This is a genomic window from Janthinobacterium sp. 1_2014MBL_MicDiv, assembly GCF_001865675.1.
Lineage (GTDB): Bacteria > Pseudomonadota > Gammaproteobacteria > Burkholderiales > Burkholderiaceae_D > Janthinobacterium.
The window spans coordinates 640474-661117 of the sequence record NZ_CP011319.1 but is presented as its reverse complement, the minus strand read 5'-3'; the positions used below and the strand labels follow the sequence as shown (position 1 = coordinate 661117).

The window sequence follows — 20644 nt, the reverse complement described above, 5'->3', positions numbered from 1 at the left end:
TCCCGATGCGAACCCGCTATAATCGCAGCATGAACGCTCCCATCACGCCCCACCGCCCGATCCAGGCCTTGCCTGACCAGTTGATTTCGCAAATCGCCGCCGGCGAGGTGGTCGAGCGGCCATCGGCCGTGGTCAAGGAGCTGCTGGAAAACGCGCTCGACTCGGGCGCCACGCAAATTACCGTGCGCCTGGAAGAAGGCGGCGTGAAACGCATCGCCATCACCGACAACGGGCGCGGCATCGACAAGGAGCAGTTGCCGCTGGCCCTGGCGCGCCACGCCACCTCGAAAATCGCCTCGCTGAGCGACCTGGAAAACGTGGGCACGCTGGGTTTTCGCGGCGAGGCGCTGGCGTCCATTGCCTCCGTGGCCGCCGTCACCCTGACTTCGCGCACGGCCGATGCGGCCCACGCGTGGGAAATCGTCGGCTCGCACAATGGCAGCGTTTCGCCGTCGTCGGGCGCGCACGGCACCACGGTGGACGTGCAAGACCTGTATTTCAATACGCCCGCGCGGCGCAAGTTTTTGAAGTCGGAACAGACGGAATACGGCCACTGCGCCGAAGTCGTGCGCCGCATCGCGCTGGCGCGGCCCGACGTCTCGTTCTCGCTGTCGCACAACGGGCGCACCATCGACCAGTGGAATATCAGCGAGCTGGCCAAGCGCAGCGCCCACATCCTCGGCAACGATTTTGCCGAGGCGCGCCTGGCGCTGGACGAATCGGCCGGCACCTTGCGCCTGCACGGCTTCGCCGGCCTGCCGACGGCGTCCAAGGCGCGCGCCGATGGCCAGTTCTTTTATGTCAACGGGCGCTTCGTGCGCGACAAGCTGCTGGTGCACGCCGTGCGCATGGCGTACCAGGATGTGCTGCACGGCGACCGCTTCCCGTCCTATGTGCTGGCGCTCGACCTCGACCCGGCCCTGGTGGACGTCAACGTGCACCCGTCGAAGATCGAAGTACGCTTCCGCGACAGCCGTTCCGTGCACCAGTTCGTCTTCCACGCGGTGCAGCGCGCGCTGGCGCAGACGTCGGCCACGGCCTTCGGCAGCGTGCCGGCGCCCCTGCCTGCCGCCTCCACCCTGAGTGGCGACAGCGGCGCGGGCGGCCCCGGCATCTGGCGCCGCGAACAGACGCAAACCTCGTTCGGCGCGCAGTTTACGAACACCTTTGCGCCGGCCACGCCCGGCGCGGCCCGCCCCTTCTTTGCCGATGCGCCGGGCGTGGCGCAGGACACATCCGCGTATGGCGCCCTGTTCGGTGGCGGCAGCGCATCCTCGCCGGTCACGCAGGTGGAGCCCTACATCGCCTCGCCCGAAGCGATGGCGCGCGAAGAATATCCGCTGGGCTTCGCCCTGGCCCAGCTGCACGGCATCTATATCCTGGCGCAGAACACCAAGGGACTGGTGCTGGTCGACATGCACGCCGCGCACGAGCGCATCCTGTACGAACAGCTGAAAAACGCGCTGCAGGCGCAGGTGTCGGGCCAGGACATGCAGGTGCAGTCGCTGCTGATTCCCGTGACGTTCTACGCGGACGCCATCGAGGTGTCGACGGCGAATGAAAACCAGGACACGCTGAAAGCGCTGGGCTTCGACATCGCCGCCCTCTCGCCCACCACCCTGGCCGTGCGTTCCGTGCCGACCCTGCTGAAGAACGCCGACGCACAGACCCTGGCGCGCGACGTGCTGCGCGACGTGCGCGAATACGGCGGCTCGCGCGTGCTGATCGAGCGCCAGAACGAATTGCTGGGCACCCTGGCCTGCCACACGGCCGTGCGCGCCAACCGCATCCTGTCGGTACAGGAAATGAACGCCCTCCTGCGCCAGATGGAGAGCACGGAACGCGCCGACCAGTGCAACCACGGTCGGCCGACGTGGGTGCAGGTCGAGATCAACGCGCTGGACAAGCTGTTCCTGCGCGGCCAGTAAACAGCAGGTCGGATTAGCGCAGCGTCATCCGAGACTGCAGCGGCGGCATCACGTCGGCTTGCGCTTGCGCCAAGCCCACCTACGCACCACCTTACAAGAGTCAACATGCAAAACACTCCACACCTCCCCCTGGCCGTCGCCATCATGGGCCCCACGGCCAGCGGCAAGACGGCCAGCGCGCTGGCCATCGCGCAGGCCATCCCGTCCGAGATCATTTCCGTCGATTCCGCCCTCGTCTACCGGGGCATGGATATCGGCACGGCCAAGCCGACGGCGGAAGAACTGGCGGCCGTCCCCCATCACCTGATCGACATCATCGACCCGCTCGATGCGTATTCGGTGGCGCAGTTCCGCAACGACACCCTGCGCCTGGTGACGGAGATCACGGCGCGCGGCAAGCTGCCGCTGCTCGTCGGCGGCACCATGCTGTACTTCAAGGGCCTGGCCGATGGCCTCGACGATTTGCCCGGCGCCGATCCCGCGCTGCGCGCCCAGCTGGAAGAGGACGCCGCCGCCATCGGCTGGCCCGCCATGCATGCGCGCCTGGCAGAGCAGGATCCCGTCACGGCCGCGCGTCTGGCGCCGGCCGATGCGCAGCGCATCGGCCGCGCGCTGGAAATCATCGCCCTGTCCGGCCAGCCCATGTCGGCCCTGCTGGACCGCCGCGAAAAGACCGTGCTGCCGTTCCAGCTGCAGTCGTTCGCGCTGGAACCGTCGGACCGCGCCGTGCTGCACGCGCGCATCGCCACGCGCTTCGACCTCATGCTGAAAGACGACGCCTTGCTCGATGAAGTGGAGCAGCTGCGCCGCCGCGGCGACCTGCATCCGGGCCTGCCGTCGATGCGCTGCGTGGGCTACCGCCAGGCCTGGGAATACCTCGATGGCCGCATCGACCGCGCCGCCTTGCGCGAGACGGGCATCATCGCCACGCGCCAGCTGGCCAAACGCCAGCTGACCTGGCTGCGCTCCATGCCGGAACGCATCGTCATCGACTGCCTGGGCGCCGATCCGGCCTCGTCCATGCTAGCGCAGATCCAGCCCTTGCTAAAGTAACCACCGCCGATGCGCACGCAGAAAAATCCGCACATTTTTTTGCGCCGGCATTGACAAGGAAAACAGAAGACTGGATAATGCTCGGCTGTTGGGTGATATAGCTCAGTTGGTTAGAGCACAGCATTCATAATGCTGGGGTCGGTGGTTCAAGTCCACCTATCACCACCAAAGAACAATCGGCAATGGCCCAGCGGCAGTCAAACTGGGCCATTGTTGTATAACCAGCATCCGGTGCGAACCGGTCTGTTTGGTGATATAGCTCAGTTGGTTAGAGCACAGCATTCATAATGCTGGGGTCGGTGGTTCAAGTCCACCTATCACCACCAAGAATTTGCAGTATTGATCAACCCGCCCCTGCCTCGTGCAGCGGCGGGTTTTTTCATTTCAGCGCGTGCCACATTGCGGCCTGCACGCAACACCTGCGCCCTCCGCATCCATTAGGGATTGTCGCGGGACGGCGCCAGCGATTACAATGAGAATAATTCTCATTTATAGTTTTTGCCCGCCCGCCATGTCCACCATCCCGTCCAGCCTGCAACAGCAAGTGCAGTCGCTCTACAGCGAGCATCACGGCTGGCTGGTGGGCTGGCTGCGCCGCAAGCTCAGTTGCCCGCACGGCGCGGCCGACGTGGCGCAAGACACGTTTTTGCGCATCATCGCCTCGCGCGATGCGCTGTTCGGCATGCGCGAACCGCGCGCCTACCTGTCGACGACGGCGAAGCGCCTGCTGCTCGACCGCGCGCGCCGGCAGCTGCTCGAGCGCGCCTACCTGGCGGAACTGGCCGCGCTGGCCGACAGCCTGCCCGGCGCGCCGTCGCCGGACGAGATCCTGATGGCCATGCAGGCGCTCGAGCAGATCGCCGGCGCGCTGGCCGGCGTGAATGCCAAGGCGCGCGACGCCTTCTTGCTGCACTACCTGGAAGAGCAGCCGCAGGCGGCGGTGGCGGCGCAGCTGAACGTCTCCACGCGCATGGTGCAAAAATACCTGGTGCAAGCCTTGCTGGCATGCCGCCACGCCTGTCCCGGTATGGCGGCATGAGCAGCGCGCGCACGGATGTCGCCGCCGAACAGGCCGCACACTGGATCGTGCAGCTGAGCGCGGACGACCCGGCCGAGCGCGAACAGGCGCGGGCCGGCTACGCGGCGTGGAAGGCAGCCGATCCGCTGCATGCGACGGCGGCGGCCGGCATGGAAAACCTGCTGGGCCAGTTGAGCGCCGTGCGCGCACCGGCCGGCGGCGACCACCGCCCCGCGCGCGCCGCGCTGGCCGCCATCGCGCCCAAGCGTCCCCGCCAGCGCCTGCGCCAGCTGGCCGCCGCCGGCGCCGTGGCCGTGCTGGTGCTGACAACCGCCATGCTCGCCAGCGAACGCCCCGCCTACCTGCTGGCCGACCTGCGCAGCCCCACCGGTCAATGGCGCACGCACACCCTGGCCGACGGCAGCCGCCTGACCCTGGGCAGCCACAGCGCCGTCAACGTGCATTTCAGCGCGGGCGAACGGCATGTGGAACTGGTGCGTGGCGACATCCTCGTCGACGTCGCCAAGGATGCGCAGCGCCCCTTCATCGTCGACAGTGGCCAGGCGGCGATCCGCGCGCTCGGCACGCGCTTCACGGTGCGCAGGGACGACGGCGCCACGATATTGAGCATGCTGGAATCGAAAGTGTCGGCGCAGGTAGCGCAGCATCCGGCCACCGTGGTGCAGGCAGGCCAGCGCGCGCGCATCACGTCCGATGGCGTGGGGCCACTGACCGCCATCGATGCGGCCAGCGTGCAGGACGCGTGGCGCGCGCACCAGCTGGTGGTCGACGACCAGCCGCTGGCCGAGGTGCTGGACGAACTGGCGCGCCACCGCCCCGGCCAGCTGCATTACGACCGCACGCAGATCGCCGGCATCCGCGTGGCGGCCGTGCTGCCGCTGGACGACACCGACAAGGCGCTGCAGTTGCTGATCGACAATTTCCCGCAGCTGCGCATCCGCATGCTGACGCGCTACCTGGTGATGGTGGACGCGCCCGCCGGCGGCGCCGCCAAAAAATAAATAAAAACTTTGCATGCACGGTTCCACTTTGCGCATCTCGTGCGTCAAGGCAGCTGAGATCATTCAAAAAAGGCTGTCACCATGTACCTTCCTGCCGTTCCCGTTTCGTCCCAGAACCCCTTGCGCACGCGTTTGCGCCCGCTGGCCCTGGCCGCCCTGCTGCTGGCAAGTGCCGGCATGCACGCGCAAGCAGTTGCGCAAACGGCGGCTGCCACCGCCAGCTACAGCATTCCCGCCGGCCCGCTGGCTGGCGCCCTGAACCGCTATGCGCAGCAGGCGGGCGTGTCCATCGTCATCGATGCAGCCAAGGTGCAAGGCTTGAGCACGGCCGGCCTGCAGGGCAATTACGCCATCGATGACGGTTTCGCCGCGCTGCTGCGCGGCAGCGGCTACGTCATCGGCAAGACGCCGACCGGCTATGTGCTGGTGGCCGCGCCGGCAACCGCGCCCACGGCGGCGGCCACCTCCGCCTCGGCTGCCGAGCGCACCATGCCATCGATTACCATCGTCGGCCAGGCCGAACAGGGCGCCACCACCGAAGGCAGCGGCTCCTACACGGCGCGCAAGCTCACCATCGGCAAGGGCGAACAGTCGATGAAGGACATCCCGCAATCGGTGAGCGTGCTGACGCGCCAGCGCCTGGACGACCAGGGCATCACGGACTTGCGCGAAGCCGTCAACAACGTCACCGGCGTGGTCGGCGTGCATGGCGTGGGACCGGGCGTGGTGATCACGGCGCGCGGCTTCCAGATCGACCAGTGGCAGTACGATGGCGTGCCGATCGACCGCAACACCTACGCGCTGGGTAACTGGGGCCAGGAAAACATGGTCATCTACGACCGCCTGGAAGTGCTGCGCGGCGCCTCGGGCATGCTGGTCGGCACGGGCAGCCCGGGCGGCTCCGTCAGCCTAGCGCGCAAGCGCCCGCTGGCCACGCGCGCGGTCACGCTGACAGGGCGCGCCGGCTCCTGGGACCACTATGGCGCCCAAGTCGACATCAGCAGCCCGCTGAATGCGGAAGGCAGCCTGCGCGGACGGGCCATCGTCGATGAAGACGATACCCACTCCTTCATCGATCAGGTGTGGAGCAAGAACCGCACCCTGTACGCGGCGCTCGACTATGACCTGGGACCCGCCACCACCCTCGGCCTGGCCATCAGCAACGTCAACGACCACGGCCGCCCCACCTTCATCGGCCTGCCCCGCTATACGGACGGCAGTGCGTTGAACTTGCCTCGCTCCACCTTCACGGGCGCCGACTGGAACCGCAGCGAGGCCAGGCAAACCAATGTCTACCTCGACCTGGAACACCACTTCAACAGCCAGTGGAGCCTGAAGGCATCCGCCGTGAACATGAAGGAAAACACCAGCTCAGTGCACCAGCGCGTGGCCATGCCCATCAATCCCGACGGCAGCGGCGCACGCTATGGCGACTTTGGCATGGATTTCGACAACCGCAAGCGCGGCATCGATAGCTACGTACGCGGCAAAGTCGACGGCCTGGGCATCGCGCAGGAAATCCTCGTGGGCGCCAGCTATGTCACGATGGCGTCGGACGACGTCTATGCCCGCGCCTGGGAATCCGGTGCGGACGTCTTCAACATCAGGCACAACCGTCCATGGCAAGACCTCGACAGCATCGCCGCACGCGGCGTGCGTCCCGTCAGCACCTACGAAATACGCCAGAAAGGCCTGTATGGCAGCTGGAACGGCCAGTTGACGAACAAGCTGAAAACCGTGCTGGGCGGCCGCTTCAGCTGGTATGACTTCCTGTACGCGACGCCCGAAGGTCCCGGCGAACAAATCAACACCACCGCCAAGTTCACGCCGTCGGCGGCACTGATCTACGCGCTCGATCCGCAATGGTCGGCCTACGCCAGCTATGCCGACATTTTCACGCCACAAAGCAACCGCGATATACAAGGCAAGGTCCTCAAGCCCATCACGGGCACCAACTACGAGGCAGGCATCAAGGGGGAACTGCTGGATGGCAAGGTCAACACCTCGCTGGCCGTGTTCCGTTACGACCACAAGAACCGCGCCGTCACCGACTATGCCGCCGACCTCGCGTGCGATGGGCAGTACTGCTCGCGCGCCTCGGGCAAGGTGCGCAGCCAGGGCCTGGAAGCGGAAGTGTCGGGCGAAGTGGCGCGCGGCCTGCAACTGTCGGCCGGCTACGCCTATACGACGACGACCTACCTGAGCGACCCGGACAATCAGGGCAAGGCCTTTTCCACCTGGACGCCGAAGCACATGCTGCGCGTGTGGTCCAGCTACACCCTGCCCGGCGCCTGGGACAAGTTCAGCGTGGGCGCCGGCGTCAATACGCAAAGCCATACGGTCGATACCGGGTACACGTTCAAGGTTGCCGGCTTCTCGATCTGGAATGCACGCATGGCCTGGCAAGCCACGCCGCAAGTAGCCCTGTCGCTCAATGTCAACAACGTCTTCGACAAGAGCTACATCATCCCGGCCTACAACAACACGGGTTCGAATAACTACTATGGCGACCCGCGCAATGTGCAGTTCACCCTGAAGTACACGCCGAAGTGGTAGGCTGACGCCCTGCAATGACAGCACAGGCGGGCCGGCATTCAGCCGTGCCCGCTTTTTTTTCGTTCGGTGCTAGGCTTGCATTCAAGAAACCATCCGCACAAAAACCATGCCCCTCTCGCTTCCCCCGTCCAGCATGCCGCTGGCCCTGGCCTTCGCCCTGTACGCCAGTCCCGCCCTGGCCCAGGATGGCTATTACCAGACCAAGACGCCCTACGCGCCGCAACAGGACCCGGCCACGTATGCCGCGCCGCCGGCCGGCTTCCAGCCCGTCTTCACGCAGCTGGTGGCGCGCCATGGCGCGCGCGGCCTGACCGGCATGAAGGGCGACGCGGCCCTGTACGCGATGTGGCGGCAGGCGGCCGCGCAGGATGCCCTGACACCGCTGGGACGCGAACTGGGGCCGGACATCCTGGCCCTGATGCAGGCCAACGCCCTGCTCGGCTATGGCGTGGCCGGCATCGAGCAGCCCGGCTATGGCAATCTGTCGCAGACGGGCATAGCCGAACACCGGCAGCTGGCCGTGCGCCTGCTGGCGCGCCTGCCCGCCTTGTTTGCGCAGCTGGAACAGGATGCGGCCACGGCGCCGCGCCAGCTCGTCACCATCCACTCGGGCGTGGACCGCGCCCGCGACAGCGCGCGCTTCTTCACGCAGTCGCTACTCGAGCATGCGCCGGCGCTCGCGCCGCTGCTGTATCTGCCGCCCGCGCCGGCGCCGTATCCACAGGGACGCGCCTCCGGGGTGCAGCCGACATTACAGCCCGATGGCGTCAACCGCTTCCTGCTGTACGCGCACAAGCTGGCGCCACAGACGGACCGCGTCACCGATCGCGCCAGCCCGTATTTCGCCACCTATGAGGCCAGCCAGGCCTACCAGCACTACATCAGGACCAAGCGGCTCGACACCCTGACGGCGGCCCCCGCCAGGCAGCCGGCGGCAGCCAGGCATGCGCGCCAGGTGCTCGAACGGCTGTTTACGCCAGCCTTCCTGGCGCAGTTTGACGGCGGCCGCACCAGCTATGCGGACACGGGCAGCTACACGTTTACCAGCGCGGATGGCAAATTCACGCGCACCCTGACAGGCAGCGGCAAGACGGCCATCCGCAGCGTCAATGCGGCCGCCACGAAACTGTATGAGCTGTACGCCATCGCCGCCGGCATGCGCCACGAGGTGGCGGCCGATTTCAGCCGCTACATGCCGGCCGACGACGCGCGCTACTACGCTGCGGTGGCCGACCACGAGGATTTTTACCAGAAGGGGCCGTCCACCACGGACAGCGCCGGCGTGACGTGGCGCTTCGCCCTGGCGCTGCGCGAGGATTTCTTCAGGGAGGTCGATGCGCTGGCCAGCGGCGACGGGCGCCATGCGGCCAAGCTGCGCTTCACGCATGCCGAGATGATCATTCCGCTGGCCTCGGCCATGGGTTTGCAGCAGGCGCTGGCGCCCCTGCCGGAGGCCACACCCTACAGCTATGCCAACAACCGATGGCGCGGCGCGCAGGTGTCGCCGCTGGCGGCCAACCTGCAGTGGGACGTGTACCGCAATGCGGCAGGCCAGCTGATCGTGCGCCTGCTGTACAACGAAAAGGAAACGCCGTTCCAGGCGTCCTGCGACGGCGCCCGCATCGCGCCGGGCAGCGTGTTCTACGACTACACGGGACTGAAGGCCTGCTACGGCCACGTGGCGGCGCCGTCACGGTGAAAAAAAGCCGCCAGCTGGAAGGCTGGCGGCTTGCGCGGTGCTCACACGGCGTGCGCGTTTACTGCCAGGCTTCCTTGCCCGCCTGTGGCTTGCCCACCATCAGCAAGGCACCCAGGGTCAGCACCGCGGCCAGCGACAGGTAATAGCCGACGTAATGCAAGCCATAATTTGTGGCCAGCCAGGTGGCGATATACGGCGCCAGCGAAGCGCCCAGGATGCCGGCCAGGTTGAACGTCAGCGACGCGCCCGTGTAGCGCACTTCGGGCGGGAACAGCTCGGACAGCATGGTGCCCAGCGGGCCGTAGGTCATGCCCATCAAGCCGAGGCCGACGGCCATGAAGACGGTCACTTCCCACGTCACGCCCGAGCCGAACATCGGTGCCAGCACCAGGCCGAAGATGGCGATGGCGACGGAGACCCAGATCATGGTCGCACGGCGGCCGCGGCGGTCTGCCAGCACGGCCGAAAATGGAATCGTCAGGGCGAAGAACAGCACGGCAAACAGCTGCACGATGAGGAATTCCTTGCGCGTGAAGCCCAGCTTGGTCGTGCCCCAGCTCAGCGCGAACACCGTCATCAGGTAGAACAGCACGAAGGTGGCCAGGGCGATGATGGTACCCAGGAACAGCATGCGGCCGTGCTGGCGGAACACGGTGGCCACCGGCAGTTTCACGACCTCGTTCTTGTCGATGACTTTCTGGAAGTCCGGCGTTTCCGTGATCTTCAGGCGCACGTACAGGCCGACGATGACCAGCAGCGCGCTGGCCAGGAACGGGATGCGCCAGCCATAGCTGAAGAACTGCTCATCGGTCATGGTTTCGCTGAGCAGCAGGAAGATGCCGCCCGACAGGAAGAAACCGATCGGCGCACCGAGCTGCGGGAACATGCCGTACCAGGCGCGCTTGCCCGGTGGCGCGTTTTCCGTGGCCAGCAGCACCGCGCCGCCCCATTCGCCGCCCAGGCCCAGGCCCTGGCCGAAACGGCACAGCGCCAGCAGCAATGGCGCCAGGGTGCCGATGGCCGCATAGGTCGGCAGCAAGCCGATGATGACGGTGGAAATACCCATGGTCAGCAAGGCGGCCACCAGGGTCGCCTTGCGGCCGATGCGGTCGCCGAAGTGGCCGAACACGGCCGAGCCGATGGGGCGGGCAAAGAAGGCGATGGCGAACGTGGCCAGCGATTGCAGCACGGCGGCCGACGGGTCGCCGGCGGGGAAGAACAGTTTCGGGAACACCAGCACGGCGGCGGTGGCGTAGATATAAAAGTCAAAGAACTCGATGGTGGTGCCGATCAGGCTGGCGAACAGCACCGTGCCGGGGGAATTTTTCTTGGGGGGGGTGCTCATTTACTGCGCTCCTTGGGGAGGGTGTCTAAAGGCCATTCTCTGGATGTTTTTTCAGGCAGCAGCACAGCACGTTGTCTCCGTGTCGTTCGCATATCATAGCCTTGCATGCGGGCATTTGCCGCGCATTTGCTATTAAATTTGCAAACAAAAAACAACGGTTTTTGTTGCCGTAGCGAACTGCCGGCAACGCGCGCTATCGCGCCGTGATCAGTGCTGATTTAGAGAAACAACGGTCGTGCGCCATCCGGTTGCCCGGGGCACGGCAGGAAAGGCGTCAGGGGATGGGCGACGTGTATCAGGCCCGGCGTATCGCCAGGCATTCCGTACCAGACCCGCGCGTCGGCATCGCGGCATCGGTCATTTGTGGTGAATCCTTGCCTGCGGCCCCTCCGGATGGAGCGGGCCGGCGATGATCGCGCCTGCATCCGGTCAAGGATGCGGTTGATCTTGCTGTAAGCGGCCTATGATACGCGCAGTGCTGCGGTGCGGCAAGAAGTTGTGTTAGAGCATGTAGTGCGGTGGTGTCGGCTTACGCTGCGCTAAGCCGACCTACGCATCAATCAATGCGAAAGCCTGCTCAATCTCGGCGCTGTCGAGCGGGCGCACGAGGCGCGCCACTTCCTGGCCATCCTTGAGGAAGATCAGGGTCGGCCACAGTTTCACCTTGAATGAACGGCCCAGGGCGCGGCCGGGGCCGTCTTCCACGCGCACATGCGGCACCCCGGGGTGCGCTGCAAACGCGGCGGCCAGCGGCGCCTGGGTGGCGCGGCAATGGCCACACCAGCCCGTGCCGAATTCCAGCAGGGCCGGCCCCGCCAGGGCGTCGATCTCGGCGCGCGTCGGTTGCGCTACAGAATAGGTCTCGCTCAGCATGCATATCTCCTTGATGCCATGTAAAAGCCCGCAAGGCGATTGTGCGCCATGCGGGCTCGTCGTGTTGTGCGCCAGCGCGCTTTACACCACTTTGACGCGCAATTCGCCGAGGCCATCGATGGCGCCCACCAGCTCGTCGCCGCGCTGCACGGCCGCCACGCCGGCCGGCGTGCCCGTATAGATCAGGTCGCCCGGTTGCAGGGTAAAGTAGGTCGACAGGTCGGCGATGGTTTCGGCCACGTTCCAGATCAGCATGGCGATGTTGCTGCCCTGGCGCAGCTCGCCATTCACGTGCAGGGTGATGGCGGCCTGCCCGACGTCGCCCGCCTGCGCGGCCGGCGTGATGGGGCCGATGGGCGCCGAGCATTCGAAGGCCTTGCCCGTCTCCCATGGACGGCCCAGCTTTTTCGCCGCGCCCTGCACGTCGCGGCGCGTCATGTCCAGGCCCACGGCGTAGCCCCACACGTGCGCCATGGCCTCGTCGACGCCGATATCGCTGCCGCCCTTGCCGATGGCCACCACCAGCTCCATCTCATGCTGAAAATCCTGCGTCTGCGCCGGATACGGCAATGCGCCCGTCGTGCCGGCAGGCACGGGCAACACGGCGTCGTTGGGTTTCATGAAGAAAAACGGCGCCTCGCGGCCCGTGTGGCCCATTTCCTTGGCATGCTCGACATAGTTGCGGCCCACGCAATAGATGCGGTGGACGGGAAAGCTATCGGCGCTGCCGGCGACGGGAACGCTGGGCTGGATGGCTGCGGGAATGACATACGGCATGGAAACTCCTGATCGGCAGGGGGGAACGGCGACAATAGAAAAAAGGCGGCACCGCGGTGCCGCCCATATTTTACGGCAACTTTATTTCAGCAGACCCGAGCGGCTCGGGTCCGGCATGCGGATGGCGACGATGAAGGAGATCAGGCACATGATGGTCACGTACCAATAGAAATACTCTTCCACGTGCCAGGCCTTGAACTGCAGCGCCACGTATTCGGCCGAACCGCCGAACATGGCGTTGGCGACCGCGTACGACAGGCCCACGCCCAGCGCGCGCACTTCGACGGGGAACATTTCCGCCTTGATCAAGCCACTGATCGAGGTGTAGAAACTGATGATGGCCAGGGCGATGATGATCAGGCCAAACGCCGCGTACGGGCTGGAAATATCCTTCAGGGCATGCATGATCGGCAACACGCACAGGGTGGCCAGGCCGCCGAAGAACAGCATCGAGGTGCGGCGGCCGATGCGGTCGGACAGGGCACCGAACACGGGCTGCAGCACCATGTACACGAGCAGGGCGCAGGTCATGACGGCGCTGGCCGTCTTGGTATCCATGCCGGCCGTATTGACCAGGTATTTCTGCATATACGTGGTGAAGGTGTAGAACACGAGCGAACCGCCGGCCGTAAAGCCCAGCACCGTGATGAAGGCGCGTTTGTGCTTGAGCAAGCCGCGCAGGCTGCCCGCATCCTTGTCCTTGCGCTCGCTGGCGGTGGTCGTTTCCGTCAGGGATTTACGCAGGTTCAGCGACACTAGGGCCGCCAGCGCGCCGAAGACGAACGGGATGCGCCAGCCCCAGGCGCGCAATTCTTCCAGGGTCAGCAATTGCTGCAAGACCACCAGCACCAGCAGCGCCAGCAGCTGGCCGCCGATCAGGGTCACGTACTGGAACGAGGCAAAGAAACCGCGCTTGCCCGATTCCGACACTTCGCTCATGTAGGTGGCGCTGGTGCCGTACTCGCCGCCCACGGACAGTCCCTGGAACAGGCGCGCCACCAGCAGCAGGAACGGGGCGAAGGCGCCGATCGTGTCATAGGTGGGCATGACGGCGATCATCAGCGAGCCGCCGCACATCATCAGCACGGAAATCATCATCGACTGGCGGCGGCCGTACTTGTCGGCGATGCGGCCGAACAGCCAGCCGCCCACGGGGCGCATGAGGAAGCCGGCGGCAAAGATGCCGGCCGTCTGCAGCAGCTGCGTGGTGGGATTGCCGGAAGGGAAGAAGGCGTGCGAGAAATACAGCGCGCAAAAGGAATAAATATAGAAGTCGAACCACTCGACCAGGTTACCGGAGGAAGCGCCAATGATGGCCTTGATGCGCTGCTGGGAAGTCAGCTGCGCAACGTCATGCGGAGTATCGTGGGATGTCATATCAGTCTTCTTGTATTCAAAAAAACGGCCCGGAAGCCAGTGCCAGGCGGCCCGATGCAGAACATCGGCCAGCCTGGTTTTGCATCATACGCCCTTGATCGAGGTCAAAAAGCCGGTCGGCATACGCGTTAATACGTATCGCCGGCAACTTTTTTTTCGCCGTCGGACGCGCGGAATCACACCCGTTCCAGCACCAGCGCGATGCCCTGGCCGAGGCCGATGCCGCATCTTGTGTCAGTGCACAGTGCATGGCGCCTGCCCGGGTGCGCTGCAGCTCACACCCGTTCCAGCACCAGCGCGATGCCCTGGCCGATGCCGATGCCGCATCTTGTGTCAGTGCACAGTGCATGGCGCCTGCCCGGGTGCGCTGCAGCTCACACCCGTTCCAGCACCAGCGCGATGCCCTGGCCGATGCCGATGCCGCATCTTGTGTCAGTGCACAGTGCATGGCGCCTGCCCGGGTGCGCTGCAGCTCACACCCGTTCCAGCACCAGCGCGATGCCCTGGCCCACGCCGATGCACATGGTGCATAAGGCATAGCGCCCGCCCGTGCGGTGCAGCTGGTTGACGGCCGTCATGGCCAGGCGCGCGCCCGAGGCGCCCAGCGGATGGCCGAGGGCGATGGCGCCGCCGTTCGGGTTGACGCGGGGGTCGTCGTCCTGCAAGCCCAACTGGCGCAGCACGGCCAGCCCCTGCGCGGCAAACGCTTCATTGAGTTCGATGACGTCGAAGTCGGCCAGGGTCAAGCCCGTCATGGCCAGCACTTTCAGGGTGGCGGGCGCGGGGCCGATGCCCATGATGCGCGGCGCGACGCCGGCCGTCGCCATGGCTACCACGCGCGCGCGCGGCGTCAGGCCGAAGCGCGCCGCATTGACTTCATCGGCCAGCAGCAGGGCCGCCGCGCCATCGTTGACGCCGGACGCGTTGCCGGCCGTGACCGTGCCATCGGCGCGCACGACGGGCTTGAGTTTCGTCAAGGTTTCCAGGGTGGTGGCGCGCGGGTGCTCGTCGCGGGCCACGTGGATCGGTTCGCCCTTCTTCTGGACGATGCTGACGGGGCAGATCTCGCTGTCGAACACGCCCGCCTGCTGCGCCGCCAGCGCCTTGACCTGGCTGGCCAGGGCGAACGCGTCCTGGTCCGCGCGGCTGATGCCAAAGTCCAGCGCCACGTTTTCCGCCGTTTCCGGCATCGAATCGACGCCGTATTGCGCCTTCATCAAGGGGTTGATGAAACGCCAGCCGATGGTCGTGTCTTCCATTTTCATGCCGCGCGCAAAGGCGCTGTCGGCCTTGCCCATGACGAACGGCGCGCGGCTCATGCTTTCCACGCCGCCTGCGATCAGCAAGCCCGCTTCGCCGCTCTTGATGAAGCGCGCGGCGCTGCCGATGGCGTCCAGCCCCGAGCCGCACAAACGGTTCAGGGTGGCGCCCGGCACGCTGTCGGGCAGGCCGGCCAGCAAGGCGGCCATGCGCGCCACGTTGCGGTTGTCCTCGCCCGCCTGGTTGGCGCAGCCGTACAGCACGTCGGTGACGGCGGTCCAGTCCACGTCCGGGTTGCGCGCCATCAAGGCACGGATGGGCACGGCGCCCAGGTCGTCGGCGCGCACGCCGGCCAGTCCGCCGCCGTAGCGGCCGAATGGCGTGCGCTGGGCGTCGCAAATATATGCGTGGGTCATGTTCTTTCCTCCAAGAAAGTTAAAGAGAGAGGCTTAAGGGGCGCGGCCGTCCGCCAGCGGCACGGCCGTCAGTGCTTGCAACTGTGCAAAACTCAAGCCATCGACCAGTTCGACGACCGTGGCGCCAGCCGGTCCCAGGTCGAGCACGGCCAGGTCGCTGTAGATGCGGCTGACGCAGGCGATGCCCGTCAGCGGATAGGTGCAGGCCTGCACCAGCTTGCTTTCACCCGTCTTGGTCAGCAATTCCATCATGACCCAGGTCTTTTTCGCGCCGATGGCCAGGTCCATGGCCCCGCCCACGGCGGGGATGGCGTCCGGCGCGCCCGTGTGCCAGTTGGCCAGGTCGCCCGTGGCGGACACCTGGAAGGCGCCCAGCACGCAGATGTCCAGGTGGCCGCCGCGCATCATGGCAAAGCTGTCGGCGTGGTGGAAGTAACTGCCGCCGGCCAGCAGGGTGACGGGCTGCTTGCCCGCGTTGATCAGGTCATAGTCTTCCTCGCCGGGCACGGGCGCCGGGCCCATGCCGATCACGCCGTTTTCGCTGTGCAGGATGATGTCGGCGCCGGCCGGCAAGTGGTTGGCCACCAGCGTCGGCAAGCCGATGCCCAGGTTGACGACACTGCCTTCATGGATGTCGGCCGCCACGCGGGCCGCCATCTGGTCTCGATTCCATTTATTCATGTTGTTTCTTTCTCAAGCGGCTGCTTTGAAGCCGGCGGGGCCGGTGGCCGTGCGCGGCACTTGCACGATGCGCTGCACGAACAGGCCCGGCGTGATGACGTGTTCCGGGTCGATGCTGCCCAGCTCGGCAACTTCATGCACGGAAGCAATGCTCACTTTCGCGGCCATGGCCATGATCGGGCCGAAGTTGCGCGCCGTCTTGCGGTAGGTCAGGTTGCCCCAGCGGTCGCCCTGCTCCGCCTTGATCAGCGCGAAGTCGGCATGGATGGGCGACTCGAACACATACATGCGGCCGTCGATCTCGCGCGTTTCCTTGCCCTTGGCCAAATCCGTGCCATAGCCGGTGGGGGTGAAGAAGCCGCCGATGCCGGCGCCGGCGGCGCGGATGCGCTCGGCCAGATTGCCCTGCGGCACCAGTTCCAGTTCCAGCTTGCCCGCGCGGTACAGGGCGTCGAACACATGGGAATCGGCCTGGCGCGGAAACGAGCAGATGATCTTGCGCACCTGCCCGTTGTTCAGCAGGGCGGCCAGGCCCGTGTCGCCATTGCCCGCGTTGTTGTTGACGATGACGAGGTCGCGCGCGCCATGGGCGATCAAGCCGTCGATCAGCTCGGCCGGCTGGCCGGCGCCGCCAAAGCCGCCAATCATGACGGTGGCGCCATCGTGGATATCGGCCAGCGCGTCAAAGACGCTGGAACGCAGTTTGTCGATCATTGCCTGCCTCCTACAAATCAAACCCATCGGTTATTTGTTCTTATTGCGAACAAATATTCGTATTTAGAACTTATTCGTGAGAATATGCCTGATCGACGCGCTTGTCAATTTGCCGTTGCCGCCGTCTGCATGGCTATAATTGCCACCTTGACCAATTGGAATCGCCATGACCGAACGCAGCAGCACGCCCCTTTCCACCGAAGCAAGCCTTGACGCCGACGGCGCGCCGCGTCCTGGCGATAGCTATGTGCAATCGTTCGCGCGCGGCCTGGCCGTGCTGCGCAGCTTTGGCGCCGAGGCGCCGCGGCAAACCCTCAGTGAAGTGGCGGAACGGGCGCAGCTGACGCGCGCCGGCGCGCGGCGCATCCTGCACACCCTGCTGCATCTCGGTTATGTGGAAGCGGACGGAAGGCTGTTCCGCCTGACGCCGAAGGTGCTCGACCTGGGCTACGCATATCTGTCATCGCTGCCCGTATGGACGCAGGCGCAGCCGCTGCTGGAAGAATTGATGGCATCGTTGCGCCAGTCGTGCTCGGCCACCGTGCTCGACGGCGACGACATCGTCTACGTGGTGCGCCTGTCCGCGCACCGCACCATGTCGATCAACCTGGGCATCGGCAGCCGCCTGCCCGCGTATTGCACGTCGATGGGCAGGGTCTTGCTGTCGGACCTGGCGCCGGACGTGCTGCGCGCGCGGCTGTCGAAGATGGCGCTATTGAAACTGACGCCAGCCACGCTGGTCGATATCGACGCCCTGATGGCAGAGATTGCGCAAGTGCGCCGCCAGGGCTGGAGCCTGGTGCAGGAAGAACTGGAACAGGGCCTGGTGGCGCTGGCCGCGCCCGTGTTCGACCGCAGCGGCAAGGTGGTGGCGGCAATCAACGTCAGCGGCCAGACGGCGGGGCCGTCCGTGGCGCAGCTGCTCGAACACAGCTTGCCGAAACTGCTCGATACGGCAAGCCGGGTCAGCGCCCTGGTGCGGGTGCAGCAGTGATTATTGTTTAAACTTCGCGCACGGGTCGGGACGCAGCTGCGCCGGCATCGTTTGCGTCAGGTCAAACGCGCCCTTGTAGCCGCTGCTACCCTGTTCCATGTAGCCGATGCTGCGCACGTTCAGTTGCGGGTCGGCCAGCTTCAGCCAGCGCGGCACGCCGATATCCTTGCGCACGTGGTCATTGCCAGCGATCAGCACCACATCGCGCGGCGCCTGGTCGCGTATCAGCTTGGCCATCCAGATGTCGCGCGCCACCTGGGCGTTGACGACCCCGGCCACCATCATCTCCGGCAGCATGTTGCAGCGGGCCGCCTGGATGTCCTTCTGCTGCCCTTCCAGAATATCGGCCGGCACCGGTGCGGCCAGGTAAGTGGCGACCATGGCCGGCTGCATCGACCATTGGATGCCGTCGCGCACGATGCGCGAGGCATCGGCCGGCGACAGGTTGCCGGCCACCAGAGGCAGCTGGTAGCTGATGACGAGGTCCAGCACGGGCCGGTACAAGCTCCAGTCCCAGCGCGGCTGTTCCATCACGCGGATGATGCAGTCGGGATCCGCGCATTCGCGCGCAGCGCGCGTCAGCAAGTCCTGGTTATTGCGGTCAAACTGCTCCATGACAATGACGGGACGCCAGCCGGCCGCCAGCCGGCGCTGCAACTCCGCGACGCGCAAACGGTGGCCTTGCGCATTGTCCTGGACTTCGCCCAGCAGCAGCACTTGCGGATTGGGCAAGGCGTCGGCGACAGGCGCGGGCGCGGGCGGCGCGTCTTTCTTCAGCAAGCTGCCGCAGGCGGTCAGCGCCAGCACGCTGCACAACAGGGCGGCGCGCGCGCCGGTGCGGAAAATCACGTTCTTCATGTAAGCGGGTATCCAGAGTGGCGATGCGCCAGATTGTACCGCCTCAGGCAGCGGGCACGGCCTCGCGGCGGCCCTTGCGCCACGCCAGTAGTTCGAAGATGGCCATGCCGGCCAGCATGGCGGCCACGAAAATCCACGCCTTGGGCTGCCCCGCCAGCAAGGACACGAGCGCGGGGCCGGGACAGAAACCGGCGATGCCCCAGCCTGCGCCAAAGGCCAGGCTGCCCAGCAGCAGGCGCCGGTCGATACGCCGCGCCGCCGGCAATTGCATGGGCTCGCCCAGGATGGCAGTCGTGCGCCGCCGTGCCAGCCAGAAGGCGGGCAGGGCCACGCCGATGGCGCCGCCCATCACCAGCGCCAGCGACGGGTCCCAGGCGCCGGCCAGGTCGAGGAAACCGAGCACCTTGGCGGGATTGCTCATGCCGGACACGATCAGGCCCAGTCCAAAGACGAGGCCGCTCAACAGGGAAAACAGCAGTGTGTTCATAGGTGGCGCAGCAGGTAGACGGTGAGAAAACCGGCCGCCATGAAGGCACAAGTGGCCGCCAGCGAGCGCGGCGACAGGCCGCACACGCCGTGACCGCTGGTGCAGCCGGCGCCAAAGCGCACGCCCACGCCGACCAACAGGCCGGCGACGACCAGGGCCGGCGTGTCCGCCTCGATGCGCACGGGCGGCAAGGCTTGCCACAGCTGCCACAACAGGGGCGTGCCGACGAGGCCGGCGAGGAAGGCGATGCGCCAGCCCAGGTCGCCCCGGCGCGGACGCAGCAGGCCAGCGACGATGCCGCTGATGCCGGCGATGCGGCCATTGAAGAGGATCAGCAGGGCCGCGGCCAGGCCGATCAGCATGCCGCCGGCCAGCGACGTCCACGGCGTGAAATGCTGCCAGTCTATCGTCATGACAACGCTTAGTCTGCTTCGTCGTTGAACGGCGGGCGCGGCGCGCAAAATTGCGCATACAGCACTTGCAGCACGGCCAACACGGGCGGGCTGGCGACGCGGTAATAAATCTGCTTGCCGTCGCGTCGCGTGGCCACCAGCATTTCCTCGCGCAACACGCCCAGCTGCTGCGACAGGGTCGGCTGGACTATGCCCACTTTTTGCTCGAGGTCGCTGACGCAGTGCTCGCCCTGCGACAGCTGGCACAGCAGCATCAGGCGGTCCGCGTTGCCCATGGCCTTGAGCAGCGAACTGGCTTTATAGGCCGAGCCGCGCATGGCGTCGAGGTTGTATTCTGTCTGTTGCGTTGCGACCGTATCCATCATGCCCTCCCACAGGCGGTAAGTGTGCACATCCTCCGATAAACAATATACTAATCAATATACTGTTTTCCTGCTGGCGATTCGCACAAAAAAACAACAGTGTTTTTTGTCCTGTTTTGTAGCCGATAGCGTGCTCATGCAAGGTGCGCGAAGACGATAGCGGCAGCGCTATCAAAATGACAAAAATTCGTAATAAAGAGGAAATATACATACCAAAATTGCCACGATCTGTGCTGTAATGAAGAGTCGTCAGAAAAACCAGGATCCACCCCCGTACAGGTGGATTGTCCGCCCAGGCGCCAGCTGGTTTCAGCTGCGCCGCGCGGTGAACACAGGGAGATCGAGATGGGGATATTTCAGCCGCTATGCGTGGCCATGCTGGCCTTGTCGGCCAGTGCATGGAGTGCGGCGGCAGACAGCGACGCCACGAGCGACAAGCTGCACGACGCCGGCGAGCGCGTCACGATCGATGAAAGCATCAGTCTGAATAATAATCCCGGCTGGGAAACGCCGGACTTGCCGTATGCCCGCCTGCTGGCCAGCAGCGCGACTGCGGCGCCGCACTGGAGCAACGCCGGCATCCGCCATGGCGCCCTGGCGCCAGCGAAACCCGCCACGGCGGCGCCCGCCCAGCAAGCCAGCATGCCGGCGCCCGTGCCGGAAGCGAGCATGTACTCGATGCTGCTGGTGGGATTGGGCTTGCTGGCCTTGAGCGTGCATGGCGAAAAACAGGAAAAATTCGATACGTGAGTCCATGCCAGCGACTTGATGCCGCTGCAGCAGAAAAATTCCGCCTTGCGCGGAATTTTTT

The 20644-nt window shown here is 65.5% G+C and carries 19 protein-coding genes and 2 tRNA genes; 10 read left to right on the top strand and 11 right to left on the bottom strand.

The genetic code is table 11. The features are described from left to right. The first annotated feature begins 29 nt into the window (after positions 1-29). The 8 genes from mutL (at position 30) to YQ44_RS02855 (ending at position 9276) form a co-directional block, all read left to right on the top strand. On the top strand, positions 30-1928 hold the full coding sequence (mutL, locus tag YQ44_RS02890; RefSeq protein WP_071322093.1) for a DNA mismatch repair endonuclease MutL: 1899 nt from the start codon (positions 30-32) through the stop codon (positions 1926-1928). Between the two features lie 105 nt (positions 1929-2033). Continuing rightward, positions 2034-2981, top strand: a complete 948-nt coding sequence (gene miaA / locus YQ44_RS02885) for a tRNA (adenosine(37)-N6)-dimethylallyltransferase MiaA (protein ID WP_071322092.1) — start codon at positions 2034-2036, stop codon at positions 2979-2981. Between the two features lie 91 nt (positions 2982-3072). Next, positions 3073-3149 (top strand) — tRNA-Met (locus YQ44_RS02880). An 81-nt stretch (positions 3150-3230) separates the two neighbouring features. Continuing rightward, positions 3231-3307 (top strand) — tRNA-Met (locus YQ44_RS02875). Between the two features lie 185 nt (positions 3308-3492). Next, positions 3493-4020: a sigma-70 family RNA polymerase sigma factor gene (locus YQ44_RS02870; protein ID WP_071322091.1), complete on the top strand. Its 528-nt coding sequence runs from the start codon at positions 3493-3495 to the stop codon at positions 4018-4020. Next, positions 3987-5021, top strand: coding sequence for a FecR family protein (locus YQ44_RS02865; RefSeq protein WP_232251037.1), 1035 nt, complete (start codon positions 3987-3989; stop codon positions 5019-5021). The genes YQ44_RS02870 and YQ44_RS02865 overlap by 34 nt, the downstream gene beginning before the upstream one ends. 81 nt (positions 5022-5102) lie before the next feature. Beyond that, positions 5103-7577, top strand: coding sequence for a TonB-dependent siderophore receptor (locus tag YQ44_RS02860; RefSeq protein WP_071322089.1), 2475 nt, complete (start codon positions 5103-5105; stop codon positions 7575-7577). Between the two features lie 133 nt (positions 7578-7710). Continuing rightward, positions 7711-9276, top strand: coding sequence for a histidine-type phosphatase (locus YQ44_RS02855; protein WP_442905927.1), 1566 nt, complete (start codon positions 7711-7713; stop codon positions 9274-9276). 58 nt (positions 9277-9334) lie between these two features. Here YQ44_RS02855 and YQ44_RS02850 read toward each other — a convergent pair whose 3' ends face one another. The 7 genes from YQ44_RS02850 to YQ44_RS02820 form a co-directional block, all read right to left on the bottom strand. Further along, entirely contained in the window at positions 9335-10621 is a 1287-nt protein-coding gene (locus YQ44_RS02850) for an MFS transporter (RefSeq protein WP_071322088.1), read from the bottom strand. Between the two features lie 549 nt (positions 10622-11170). Further along, positions 11171-11494 (bottom strand): thioredoxin family protein, encoded by a 324-nt coding sequence (locus YQ44_RS02845; RefSeq protein WP_071322087.1) that lies wholly within the window; start codon positions 11492-11494, stop codon positions 11171-11173. 81 nt (positions 11495-11575) lie between these two features. After that, positions 11576-12271, bottom strand: a complete 696-nt coding sequence (locus YQ44_RS02840; RefSeq protein WP_071322086.1) for a fumarylacetoacetate hydrolase family protein — start codon at positions 12269-12271, stop codon at positions 11576-11578. Between the two features lie 81 nt (positions 12272-12352). Beyond that, a complete protein-coding gene (locus YQ44_RS02835) occupies positions 12353-13648 on the bottom strand; it encodes an MFS family transporter (RefSeq protein ID WP_071322085.1) in 1296 nt (431 codons plus the stop codon). Between the two features lie 473 nt (positions 13649-14121). Beyond that, positions 14122-15324 (bottom strand): 3-oxoadipyl-CoA thiolase, encoded by a 1203-nt coding sequence (pcaF, locus tag YQ44_RS02830; RefSeq protein WP_071322084.1) that lies wholly within the window; start codon positions 15322-15324, stop codon positions 14122-14124. A 33-nt stretch (positions 15325-15357) separates the two neighbouring features. After that, positions 15358-16005 (bottom strand): 3-oxoacid CoA-transferase subunit B, encoded by a 648-nt coding sequence (locus YQ44_RS02825; protein WP_071322083.1) that lies wholly within the window; start codon positions 16003-16005, stop codon positions 15358-15360. A gap of 12 nt (positions 16006-16017) precedes the next feature. Further along, positions 16018-16719 carry a 3-oxoacid CoA-transferase subunit A gene (locus YQ44_RS02820; RefSeq protein ID WP_071322082.1) on the bottom strand — a complete coding sequence of 234 codons (702 nt, stop codon included), beginning with the start codon at positions 16717-16719 and terminating at the stop codon, positions 16018-16020. Positions 16720-16885: 166 nt separating this feature from the next. On the opposite strand from YQ44_RS02820, the gene YQ44_RS02815 reads away from it, so the two are divergent. Next, a complete protein-coding gene (locus YQ44_RS02815; RefSeq protein WP_083411609.1) occupies positions 16886-17713 on the top strand; it encodes an IclR family transcriptional regulator domain-containing protein in 828 nt (275 codons plus the stop codon). Here the strand turns inward: YQ44_RS02815 and YQ44_RS02810 are convergent, their stop codons facing one another. The 4 genes from YQ44_RS02810 to YQ44_RS02795 are packed head-to-tail and all read right to left on the bottom strand — an operon-like array spanning position 17714 to position 19833. Next, complete coding sequence (locus YQ44_RS02810) at positions 17714-18571, bottom strand: ChaN family lipoprotein (RefSeq protein ID WP_071322081.1); 858 nt, start codon at positions 18569-18571, stop codon at positions 17714-17716. It abuts the gene before it with no gap. Positions 18572-18614: 43 nt separating this feature from the next. Continuing rightward, positions 18615-19058: a YeeE/YedE family protein gene (locus YQ44_RS02805; RefSeq protein WP_071322080.1), complete on the bottom strand. Its 444-nt coding sequence runs from the start codon at positions 19056-19058 to the stop codon at positions 18615-18617. Next, positions 19055-19471 carry a YeeE/YedE family protein gene (locus tag YQ44_RS02800; RefSeq protein ID WP_071322079.1) on the bottom strand — a complete coding sequence of 139 codons (417 nt, stop codon included), beginning with the start codon at positions 19469-19471 and terminating at the stop codon, positions 19055-19057. The genes YQ44_RS02805 and YQ44_RS02800 overlap by 4 nt, the downstream gene beginning before the upstream one ends. An 8-nt stretch (positions 19472-19479) precedes the next feature. Then, positions 19480-19833: an ArsR/SmtB family transcription factor gene (locus YQ44_RS02795; RefSeq protein WP_071326218.1), complete on the bottom strand. Its 354-nt coding sequence runs from the start codon at positions 19831-19833 to the stop codon at positions 19480-19482. A 345-nt stretch (positions 19834-20178) separates the two neighbouring features. Between YQ44_RS02795 and YQ44_RS02790 the strand changes: the two genes are divergently transcribed. Then, positions 20179-20583, top strand: a complete 405-nt coding sequence (locus YQ44_RS02790; RefSeq protein ID WP_156894670.1) for a PEP-CTERM sorting domain-containing protein — start codon at positions 20179-20181, stop codon at positions 20581-20583. Positions 20584-20644 lie beyond the last annotated feature (61 nt).

Coding starts and splice junctions, on each gene's coding strand:
- mutL (WP_071322093.1), top strand. CDS start 30: ATGAACGCTCCCATCACGCCCCACCGCCCGATCCAGGCCTTGCCTGAC.
- miaA (WP_071322092.1), top strand. CDS start 2,034: ATGCAAAACACTCCACACCTCCCCCTGGCCGTCGCCATCATGGGCCCC.
- YQ44_RS02870 (WP_071322091.1), top strand. CDS start 3,493: ATGTCCACCATCCCGTCCAGCCTGCAACAGCAAGTGCAGTCGCTCTAC.
- YQ44_RS02865 (WP_232251037.1), top strand. CDS start 3,987: ATGCCGCCACGCCTGTCCCGGTATGGCGGCATGAGCAGCGCGCGCACG.
- YQ44_RS02860 (WP_071322089.1), top strand. CDS start 5,103: ATGTACCTTCCTGCCGTTCCCGTTTCGTCCCAGAACCCCTTGCGCACG.
- YQ44_RS02855 (WP_442905927.1), top strand. CDS start 7,711: ATGCCGCTGGCCCTGGCCTTCGCCCTGTACGCCAGTCCCGCCCTGGCC.
- YQ44_RS02850 (WP_071322088.1), bottom strand. CDS start 10,621: ATGAGCACCCCCCCCAAGAAAAATTCCCCCGGCACGGTGCTGTTCGCC.
- YQ44_RS02845 (WP_071322087.1), bottom strand. CDS start 11,494: ATGCTGAGCGAGACCTATTCTGTAGCGCAACCGACGCGCGCCGAGATC.
- YQ44_RS02840 (WP_071322086.1), bottom strand. CDS start 12,271: ATGCCGTATGTCATTCCCGCAGCCATCCAGCCCAGCGTTCCCGTCGCC.
- YQ44_RS02835 (WP_071322085.1), bottom strand. CDS start 13,648: ATGACATCCCACGATACTCCGCATGACGTTGCGCAGCTGACTTCCCAG.
- pcaF (WP_071322084.1), bottom strand. CDS start 15,324: ATGACCCACGCATATATTTGCGACGCCCAGCGCACGCCATTCGGCCGC.
- YQ44_RS02825 (WP_071322083.1), bottom strand. CDS start 16,005: ATGAATAAATGGAATCGAGACCAGATGGCGGCCCGCGTGGCGGCCGAC.
- YQ44_RS02820 (WP_071322082.1), bottom strand. CDS start 16,719: ATGATCGACAAACTGCGTTCCAGCGTCTTTGACGCGCTGGCCGATATC.
- YQ44_RS02815 (WP_083411609.1), top strand. CDS start 16,886: ATGACCGAACGCAGCAGCACGCCCCTTTCCACCGAAGCAAGCCTTGAC.
- YQ44_RS02810 (WP_071322081.1), bottom strand. CDS start 18,571: ATGAAGAACGTGATTTTCCGCACCGGCGCGCGCGCCGCCCTGTTGTGC.
- YQ44_RS02805 (WP_071322080.1), bottom strand. CDS start 19,058: ATGAACACACTGCTGTTTTCCCTGTTGAGCGGCCTCGTCTTTGGACTG.
- YQ44_RS02800 (WP_071322079.1), bottom strand. CDS start 19,471: ATGACGATAGACTGGCAGCATTTCACGCCGTGGACGTCGCTGGCCGGC.
- YQ44_RS02795 (WP_071326218.1), bottom strand. CDS start 19,833: ATGGATACGGTCGCAACGCAACAGACAGAATACAACCTCGACGCCATG.
- YQ44_RS02790 (WP_156894670.1), top strand. CDS start 20,179: ATGGGGATATTTCAGCCGCTATGCGTGGCCATGCTGGCCTTGTCGGCC.